Origin of the sequence: Rhizobium pantanalense (assembly GCF_030182525.1) — a bacterium.
Lineage (GTDB): Bacteria > Pseudomonadota > Alphaproteobacteria > Rhizobiales > Rhizobiaceae > Rhizobium.
In genome coordinates this window covers 57,500-67,195 of the sequence record NZ_JAQJCH010000020.1, presented here as the reverse complement: position 1 = coordinate 67,195, position 9,696 = coordinate 57,500, and the positions used below count along the sequence as shown (strand labels likewise).

The following is a 9,696-nucleotide window of genomic DNA, read 5'->3' as shown; positions in this document are numbered from 1 at the left end:
GGCGTCGTCGACCAGAAGGCCGATCGCCAGCACCATGCCGAACATTGTCAATGTGTTGATGGAATAGCCGAACATCGCCAGCACGCCGAAGGTGCCGAGGAGCACGACGGGGACGGCGAGCGTCGGGATCAGCGTGGCGCGCAGATTCTGCAGAAAGACGAACATGACGATGAAGACGAGCACGATGGCTTCGAACAGCGTCTTGACCACATCTTCGATCGACAGCTTCACAAAGGGCGTCGTATCGTAGGGATAGACGATCTCAACGTTCGGCGGCAGCGTGCTGCGCAAGCTATCGATCGTCGACTGGACCCTCGCCGCCGTATCGATCGCATTTGCATCGGTCGCCAGACTGATGCCAAGGCCTGCGGCAGGCATGCCGTTATAGACACCCGACGTGACGTAGCTATCGGCGCCCAGCTGCACGGTGGCGACATCGTTGACACGAACCATGGAACCGTCAGGCAGGCTCTTGAGGATGATGTTCTCGAATTCCTCCGGCGTCTGGAAGCGGCTGCCGGCGGTGACCGTCGCATTGAGCTGCTGGCCGCCAAGCTGCGGCAGGGCACCCAATTGACCGGACGAGACCTGCACGTTTTGCGCCTGGATGGCGGAGACGACGTCCGAAGTCATCAGCTGGTATTTGACGAGCTTGTCCGGATCCACCCAGATGCGCATGGCATAGCGCGCACCGAAGAGCGTGGTGTCGCCGACGCCTGGAACGCGCTTTAAAGTATCGTTGAGGGTACTGTCGACATAATCGGCTAGGTCGGTCGGCATAAGTTTGCGATCCGTCGACACAAACGCCGCAACGAGGAAGAAGCTGCTGGTCGATTTCGAAACGGTGATGCCGGTATTCTGGACGACTTGCGGCAGTTGCGCGGTGACGAGCTGCAGCTTGTTCTGCACCTGCATCTGCGCGACGTCGGGGTTGGCTTTGTTGGTGAAAGTCAATGAGATCGAGGCTTGCCCCGTCGCCGTCGAGGTCGACGCCATATAGTCGAGATTGTCGATACCGGTCATGCCCTGCTCGATGACCTTTGTCACCGAGTTTTCGACGGTTGCGGCGTCGGCGCCGGAATAGGTGGCGGTGATGCGCACCGTCGTCGGGGCGATCTGCGGATATTGCGCAACCGACAGCGTGAGAATCGAAAGTGCGCCCGCCAGCATAATGACAATGGCGATCACCCAGGCAAAGACGGGCCGGTCAATGAAGAAGCGAGACATGTTTTACCCTCAATTCGTCGAACCGGTGACGGTGCTCTTGTCCGCGCCGTCGGCCTTGGCCTGCTGACCGGGTTGGGGTGTGCCGGCCGCCGATGCCTGCTCGAGATTTCCGCTGGCATCATCGATTGTCACCAGCGCGACGTTCACCTCCTGGCCGTCACGCACGCGCTGTATGCCTTCGACAACGACTCGATCTCCCTCCTCTACTCCTTTGCCGACGAGCCAGCTGTTGCCGATGCTGCGCTGAACGGTCAGCACACGCTGCTGGATTTTGCCGTCCGCGCTGACGAAGAAAGCGATCGGTTCGCCCTTCGTGTTGCGGGTCACGGCACGCTGCGGCACGAGGAAACTGTTTTCGGCAATGCCTTCCTGAATGGTGGCACGAACATACATGCCTGGCAGCAGAATCCGCTCCGGATTGGGGAAGCTGGCGCGGACATTGAGTGTTCCGACCGTCTCGGCTACGGCCGCCTCGGCAAATTCCAGGGTGCCGCTTTCCTTATACTGGGTCCCATCCTCCAAGGTCAGATGGACCGAAACATTGTCGCCACTTGTCTTCAGGCGCCCCTCCTCCACCGCACGTCGGAATCTCAGGAGATTCGTACTCGACTGCGTGACGTCGACATTGATCGGATCGAGCTGGCGAATGGTGGTCAGCGCCGTCGTTTGTTCAGCCGTAACAAGCGCGCCGACCGTGACGGTGGACGCATCGACACGGCCGGAAATCGGCGCCCGGATCTTTGTATAATTAAGGTTGATCCGTGCCGTCTCGAGCGCCGCCTTGGCGGAGGCAACATCGGCCTGTGCCTGTACCAGGGCGGACTTCGCATCGTCGAAATTCTGCTGGCTGACGGCGCTTTGCGCACTCAGACCCGCATAGCGGTCCAGTTTGGCCTGGGCATTCGGCACGGCACCTTCCGCCTTCTGCAAAGCGGCAACTGCACTGTCATAGGATGCCTGGTAAGACGACGGATCGATCTCGTAGAGCACATCGCCTTCCTTGACCTCGCTGCCTTCCTTGAAATTGCGGCTGCGGATGATGCCGCCGACCTGCGGCCGAACCTCGGCGACGAGATTGGCGCTGATACGGCCGGGTAGATCGGCGGTGATCGCGACCGATTGCGGATGCAATGTCACCGCACTGACCTCGGATTTCACCGTTCTGCCGCCATTCTGTGCCGCCGGCTGTTGGTTGCAGCCAGCCAACAATATGACCACGATTCCCGAAGCCACGGCCCGCGTTAGATGTCGTTTCATATATTCCTCGTTGCGTGCGGATCAAAATCTGAAGGGAAGGAAGGGAGCGGAAGGGCTGCTTTCCGGCTGCACGGCTCCGCGCAAACTTGCAACCATCCCGTCGCCTCTGGAAATCATCGTCAAGTCTGCCCGCAGAGGGCATAAGGCAGCTTGTATTGCGCGATCAGGTAGCTTGCTGCCCGTGCTCTGCTTGAGTTGCGACTTGCATCCGCAACCGCCGCCACGGTACCGCACGTTCTCAATCCGTTGATGATGGTGCAGGCATCGGATCGACCGTGATTCATGTTATTCATCGCTCTCGCTGAATGAACATATTCTCATGAAGATACGATCGATCTGCGCAGGAATCCGTACCTAGATCAAATAGATGGATAAGCATATCAGGGTCGATATCGACATTCTCTGCCGTTATGCTTGTATAGGCATTGCATGGAGTGGATGGATAAACCGCTGGCACGGAGCCATCATATTCCTTGATTGAGTCGGAGTTTTTGTCCATCCATTTGCTCGATATGAAGCTGATGATCACCGCTCTAAGCCTTATCTAACATGCTCTTGCAGGAGGATTACTCTCGATTTGTCACATAGCTTTGCCGGAGAATGGTTAAAGTGTGTCAATTGGTGTCGACGTGGCCAAACATGTCGCGATATGTGGCTCGGATATAAGCCTCTACTTGATGTTATCTATGCGCATTATGACAATGGGTATCGACATTCATGCACGATCACCGGTTGTTGACCGCTATTTATCGGTCACCATATTGCAATGAGATCGGATATCAGCTGTGCATGACCGCTGGATTGCCGCTGACACATGCCTAGATCTCATCTTAGAAGAAAGGCTTGTTACAGCGTTCAACTGCGTTCATTGCAGTGATGCGGCGGAAGCCGTCTTGCGAATGGTGATTTCGATGCCACCCATGGACCTGCCATCATCAGTCACATCCGGTATACGTATGTAAAGGATCTCGGAATAGTTGCGGAACGTACCGCCGATTAGCTCATATATCGCAAGTGCTGTATTTTCCGGAAGCTCTTCGACCGATACGCTTTTACGTTGCTGCATGGGATTCTCTTTCAAAAGTCGGGGCGCCTTTAAGAGATAGAATAATTGCCAGCACTTTAGCCGCGATTTGTCGCAAAGATATCCCAGGAATTCGGGAAACTGTCACAAATGCGTGAGGGCTGCTTCAACGAGAGCAGATATCATCGTACGAATAACCCGTATTGTTCTCAGTAAGATGGTCTGAAAGACGAAAGGGTGGGGAGCCGCTCGCACGGCTGAAACGCGGAGAAAGCGTCGGCAAGCCGGACCTGGCTATGAGCAATGTCCCGTGCTCAGACAGTCAGATGGCGGCGGGCCTCCGGTGTATCCAGCGTCTCCGCCAGCCCCTCATGCACGATCTCGCCGCGATCCATGATGTAGACGTAATCGGCGAGCTCGCGGCAGAAATCGAGATATTGCTCGACGAGCAGGATCGCCATGCCGGTGGAATCCCTGAGATAGCGGATCGCGCGGCCAATATCCTTGATGATCGACGGCTGGATGCCCTCAGTCGGCTCATCCAGCACCAGGATCTTCGGCCGCGTCACCATCGCCCGGCCGATCGCCAGTTGCTGCTGCTGTCCGCCCGAGAGGTCGCCACCACGCCGCGACAGCATCGATTTCAAAACGGGGAACAGGCTGTAGATGTCATCCGGAATGCTGCGATCGCGGCGGGAGAGCGGCGCATAGCCGGTCTCGAGATTTTCCTTCACCGTCAGCAGCGGAAAGATCTCGCGGCCTTGCGGCACATAACCGATCCCCTGCTTGGCGCGCGCGAACGGCGCCATGCCGTTCAGCGTGACGCCGTTAAAGGCAACCGTCCCGGCCGACAAGGCATGTTGCCCGGTGACCGCACGCAGGAGCGAGCTTTTGCCGACGCCATTGCGCCCGAGGACGCAGGTGATCTTGCCCATCTCTGCCTTGATGGAGATGCCGCGCAGCGCCTGAGCGGCGCCATAATGTAGATTTGCGTTTTCAACTGTCAGCATGGCTATCTTCTTTCTTTTCCCTCGAGCCCCCTCACCCTAACCCTCTCCCCGAGGGGAGAGGGGATGACCTCTGTATCCTCGCCAGTATCAGTCATTGGGTAATCGGAGGTGTATCCTCCCCTTCTCCCCTCGGGGAGAAGGGGGCCGACAGGCAGGAAGAGGGGGGACTCTCCCCACCCACAAAAAGCCCACTAGCGCCCCAGATAATTCTCGATCACCTTCGGATCGCTGCTGACGAAATCGATCGAGCCTTCCGCCAGAACCGATCCTTCCGCCAGGCACGTGACCTTGACACCAAGATCCCTGATAAAGCCCATGTCGTGTTCAACCACGACGACAGAGCGCGTCTTTGCGATTTCCTTCAAAAGCACAGCGGTTTCCGCCGTCTCGGCATCCGTCATGCCCGCCACCGGTTCGTCGACCAGCAGGAGCTTCGGCTCCTGCGCCAGCAGCATGCCGATCTCCAGCCACTGCTTCTGGCCATGCGAAAGGTTGGCCGCCAGCTCGTCGCGCCGATGCGACAGCCGCACCGTCTCCAGGATTTCCTCGATGCGATCGCGATCGGCGGGCGTCAGCCGGTAGAACAACGTCGCGAAGACACCGCGATTGCGGTTGAGCGCCAGTTCGAGATTATCCCAGACGGTGTGGCTTTCGAAGACGGTCGGCTTCTGGAATTTCCGGCCGATGCCGAGCTGGGCGATATCGGCTTCATCCTTCTTCGTCAGGTCGATCTGGCCGTTGAAGAACACCTCGCCGTCGTCGGGCCGAGTCTTGCCGGTGATGATATCCATCATCGTGGTCTTGCCGGCGCCGTTCGGGCCGATGATGGCGCGAAGCTCGCCGGGCTCGATGACGATCGACAGCGAATTCAAAGCCTTGAAGCCATCGAAGGAGACGGAAACGTTGTTGAGATAGAGCATGCTGTTGGGTTTGATATCCGGGATCATGGTCCTACTCCGCCGCCTGTACGGACTTGTCGGCTTCATCCTTCGCGGCCTTGGGCGGCGGGCTTGCCGGCCGGCGTGTCTTGCCGAAATAGTACGCAATGGTGCCAACGATGCCCCTTGGCAGGAATAGCGTCACGGCCACGAAGAGGCCGCCAAGCGCAAACAGCCAGAAATCGGGGAACAGACCGGTGAAGATGGTCTTGCCGCCATTGACGAGGATGGCACCAATGATCGGTCCGATCAGAGTCGCTCTCCCGCCGACGGCCGTCCAGATGACCACTTCGATCGAATTGGCCGGCGCAAACTCGCCGGGATTGATGATGCCGATCTGCAGCACGTAGAGCGCGCCGGCAATGCCCGCCATCATGGCCGATACGACGAAGACGAAGAGCTTCATATGCTCGACACGATAGCCGAGGAAACGCGTGCGGCTTTCCGCATCGCGCACGCCCACAAGCACCTTGCCGAACTTCGAGCGGACGATGGCCGAAGACAGCATCAATGCCAGCGCCAGGAACACCGCCGTCACGGCAAAAAGCACCGCGCGCGTCCCATCGGCCTGGATATTGAAGCCGAGAATATCCTTGAAATCGGTCAGGCCGTTATTGCCGCCGAAACCCATGTCGTTGCGGAAGAATGCAAGCAGCAGCGCATAGGTCATCGCCTGCGTGATGATCGACAGATAGACGCCGTTGACGCGCGAGCGAAAGGCAAACCAACCGAAAACGAAGGCGAGCAGGCCGGGTGCTGCGAGCACCATCAGCATGGCGAACCAGAACTGGTCGAAGCCGTACCAGAACCAAGGCAGCTCCTTCCAGTTCAGAAAGACCATGAAGTCGGGCAGGATCGGATTGCCGTATGTGCCGCGCGAGCCGATCTGCCGCATCAGATACATGCCCATCGCATAGCCGCCAAGCGCGAAGAAGGCGCCATGGCCGAGCGAGAGAATGCCGCAATAACCCCAGACCAGATCGAGCGCCAAGGCGAGCAGTGCATAGGTCAGATATTTGCCGAACAACGACATCAGATAGGTCGGCACATGCAACGCACTCGTTTCCGGCAGAACCAGGTTCGACAGCGGCACGAGCACCGCCACGGCAAGCAGGATCGCGATGGCGATGCTGATACGGCGGTCGAGCGAGCGAAGGATGAAGGCCGTGATCATGCTTCCACCGCCCTTCCCTTGAGGGCGAAGAGCCCGCGCGGACGTTTCTGGATAAAGAGGATGATGAGGACGAGGACGAGGATCTTGCCGAGCACCGCTCCCGCATAGGGCTCAAGGAATTTGTTGAGAATGCCGAGCGAGAAGGCGCCGACGAGCGTCCCCCAGAGATTGCCAACACCGCCGAACACCACGACCATGAAACTGTCGATGATGTAGCTCTGGCCGAGGTTCGGCGAGACATTGTCGATCTGCGAGAGCGCGACACCCGCCATGCCGGCGATGCCAGACCCCAGCGCGAAGGTGAAGGCGTCGACCCATGATGTGCGGATGCCCATGGAGGACGCCATGCGCCGGTTCTGCGTCACCGCCCGCATCTGCAGCCCGAAGGCCGAGCGCTTGAGGAGAAGCAGGAGCGCCATGAAGACGCCAAGTGAGAAGACGATGATCCAGAGCCGGTTCCAGGTGATCGAGAGATAGCCGAGGTCGAAGGAACCCGACATCCAGGAGGGGTTGCCGACTTCCTGATTGGTCGGCCCGAAGATCGAGCGCACCGCCTGCTGCAGGATCAGCGAAATGCCCCAGGTGGCGAGCAGCGTTTCCAGCGGTCGGCCGTAAAGGAAGCGGATGACGCCGCGTTCGATGACGAGGCCGACAGCGCCTGTCACGATGAAGGCGACCGGCAGGGCGATCGCCAGCGACCAGTCGAAGAGTTCGGGATAGGAGGTGCGGATGATACTCTGAACGACGAAGGTCGAATAGGCGCCAAGCATCACCATCTCACCATGCGCCATGTTGATGATGCCCATGACCCCGAAGGTAATCGCAAGGCCAATGGCGGCCAGCAGCAGCACCGAGCCGAGCGACAGGCCGTACCAGACATTCTGCACCGCATCCCAGAACTTCAATTGATCCTGGATGCCGGCAATGGCGGCAGCGACGTCGGGCTTCAGGCTGTCATCGACGGAAACCGACGAGAGAATACCGATGGCATCGCGGCCGCCTTCGTTCTTGATCGTTTCGATTGCCGCCTTTTTCTCTGCAATCGGACGATCCGAGCCAAGCACGGCAACCGCCCTTGCACGTTCAAGCACACCGCGAATGTCGGCGTCCTTTTCGCTCTGCAGTGCGGTCTCCACGGCATCAAGCGAATCCGCACTCGGCGCCTTCAGAATGGATTGCGCCGCCTCGAGCCGTGTCGCACGATCCGGGCTCATCAGCGTCAGACCGCCGAGAGCCGCGCGAACCGCACGGCGCAGATTGTTGTTGATCTTGATCTTTCCGAGATTGTCCTTGACTTCCTGGCCGACCATCTGCCCGGTCAAAGGATCCACCAGATCCATCATGTCGCCGGAGGATTTGGCGATAAAAACCTGATTGTCAGATTTTCTGATATAGAGATCACCGTCGGAAAAGGCCTGCAACGCCGGCACGACCTTGGGATCACCTGACTTCGCCAAGCTCTGGACGATATCCCCGGCTTTCTGGAAATTGGCCTGACCGAGCGAATTGATGAGGCCGTAGGCATCTTCCTGGGCGCGCAGACCTGTGGCTGTCAGCGCCAACACCAGGCAGAAGCCGGCGACCAGCGCCAGGGCGATGCGGTAAACGAATTTGTCGAACATTGCGCTAGTCCCCTCAAGCTGCCGCGGCCAGAAAATCCTGCCCGCGGCGATCTTGCGTCGGCTGGTATCAGGAGCCCTTGCCGCCGCACTTGCCGGTGGTGACGTTGAAGTTGCCGCAGTTCAGCGGCATGCGCCAATCCGAGATCAAGTCCTTGCTGTCAGGCAGATAGTCGGACCATTCCTTGCCGACCACGGCCGGGGTCTGCGAAACGACGTCGAACTGACCGTTTTCCTGCACTTCGCCGATCAGGACCGGCTTGGTGATGTAATGGTTTGGCATCATGGTGGCATAGCCGCCCGTCAGGTTCGGAACGGACACGCCGACGAGCGCGTCGATCACCTTGTCCGGATCGGTCGTGCCGGCCTTCTCGACAGCCTTCACCCACATGTTGAAGCCGATATAGGCAGCTTCCATCGGGTCGTTGGTCACACGCTTGTCGTTCTTGGTGTAGGCATGCCACTCCTTGATGAAAGCGGCGTTGGCGGGCGTGTCGACAGACTGGAAGTAGTTCCAGGCGGCGAGATGGCCGACAAGCGGCTTGGTATCGACGCCGGCAAGCTCTTCTTCGCCGACCGAGAAGGCGACGACCGGAATATCTTCGGCTTTGACGCCCTGGTTGCCGAGTTCCTTGTAGAAGGGAACATTGGCATCGCCGTTGATGGTGGAAACGACGGCGGTCTTCTTGCCGGCCGCGCCGAAAGCCTTGATCTTGGAGACTTCCGTCTGCCAGTCGGAGAAGCCGAACGGCGTGTAATTGATGATGATGTCTTCGTCCTTGACGCCCTTGGACTTCAGATAGGCTTCGAGGATCTTGTTGGTCGTGCGCGGATAGACATAGTCGGTGCCTTCAAGCACCCAGCGCTGCACGCCTTCGTTCTTCATCAGGTAGTCGACGGCAGGAATTGCCTGCTGGTTCGGGGCGGCGCCGGTGTAGAAGACGTTACGCTCGGACTCTTCGCCTTCGAACTGCACCGGATAGAACAGGATCGAATTCAGTTCCTTGAAGACCGGCAGCACCGACTTGCGCGACACGGAGGTCCAGCAGCCGAACACGGCGGAGACCTTGTCCTTCTGAATGAGTTCGCGGGCCTTTTCGGCAAAGAGCGGCCAGTCGGAGGCCGGGTCGACGACGACGGGCTCGAGCTTCTTGCCGAGAACACCGCCCTTCTTGTTCTGCTCATCGATGAGCATCAGCATGGCATCTTTGAGCGTCGTTTCCGAGATCGCCATGGTGCCGGACAGCGAATGCAGGACGCCGACCTTGATGGTGTCGTCGGCTGCGAAAGCGCCGTGGAATGCTGTGGTGGACATGATGGCGCCGAGCAGCGCGCCGGAGACGAGAGTCTTGAATTTCATCCGTGGTTCCCCTCTTTTGTCTGCCGCAACGGCCGGTAAACAAGGATTAGCCGCTGCCTTCCGCGACTATCCGGCGCTCCTTCGGGA

At 58.8% G+C, this 9,696-nt stretch carries 8 protein-coding genes; all 8 read right to left on the bottom strand.

Features of this window, described 5'->3' with window-relative positions; genetic code table 11:
- The coding region (locus PH558_RS32695) for an efflux RND transporter permease subunit (RefSeq protein ID WP_285208376.1) at positions 1-1,227 on the bottom strand (1,227 nt) is incomplete at its 3' end.
- 9 nt (positions 1,228-1,236) lie between these two features.
- On the bottom strand, positions 1,237-2,484 hold the full coding sequence (locus PH558_RS32690) for an efflux RND transporter periplasmic adaptor subunit (protein ID WP_285208375.1): 1,248 nt from the start codon (positions 2,482-2,484) through the stop codon (positions 1,237-1,239).
- An 865-nt stretch (positions 2,485-3,349) separates the two neighbouring features.
- Positions 3,350-3,550, bottom strand: a complete 201-nt coding sequence (locus tag PH558_RS32685; protein WP_285208374.1) for an RNA-binding protein — start codon at positions 3,548-3,550, stop codon at positions 3,350-3,352.
- A gap of 272 nt (positions 3,551-3,822) precedes the next feature.
- Positions 3,823-4,518 (bottom strand): urea ABC transporter ATP-binding subunit UrtE, encoded by a 696-nt coding sequence (gene urtE, locus PH558_RS32680; RefSeq protein WP_112340441.1) that lies wholly within the window; start codon positions 4,516-4,518, stop codon positions 3,823-3,825.
- Between the two features lie 191 nt (positions 4,519-4,709).
- The gene (gene urtD, locus PH558_RS32675) at positions 4,710-5,465 is read right to left on the bottom strand and encodes an urea ABC transporter ATP-binding protein UrtD (protein ID WP_285208373.1); all 756 of its coding nucleotides are present in this window, start codon (positions 5,463-5,465) and stop codon (positions 4,710-4,712) included.
- A 4-nt stretch (positions 5,466-5,469) separates the two neighbouring features.
- Positions 5,470-6,630, bottom strand: coding sequence for an urea ABC transporter permease subunit UrtC (gene urtC, locus PH558_RS32670; protein ID WP_285208372.1), 1,161 nt, complete (start codon positions 6,628-6,630; stop codon positions 5,470-5,472).
- Positions 6,627-8,252, bottom strand: coding sequence for an urea ABC transporter permease subunit UrtB (gene urtB, locus PH558_RS32665; RefSeq protein WP_285208371.1), 1,626 nt, complete (start codon positions 8,250-8,252; stop codon positions 6,627-6,629). The genes urtC and urtB overlap by 4 nt, the downstream gene beginning before the upstream one ends.
- A gap of 67 nt (positions 8,253-8,319) precedes the next feature.
- Complete coding sequence (gene urtA, locus PH558_RS32660; protein WP_069613978.1) at positions 8,320-9,609, bottom strand: urea ABC transporter substrate-binding protein; 1,290 nt, start codon at positions 9,607-9,609, stop codon at positions 8,320-8,322.
- Positions 9,610-9,696 lie beyond the last annotated feature (87 nt).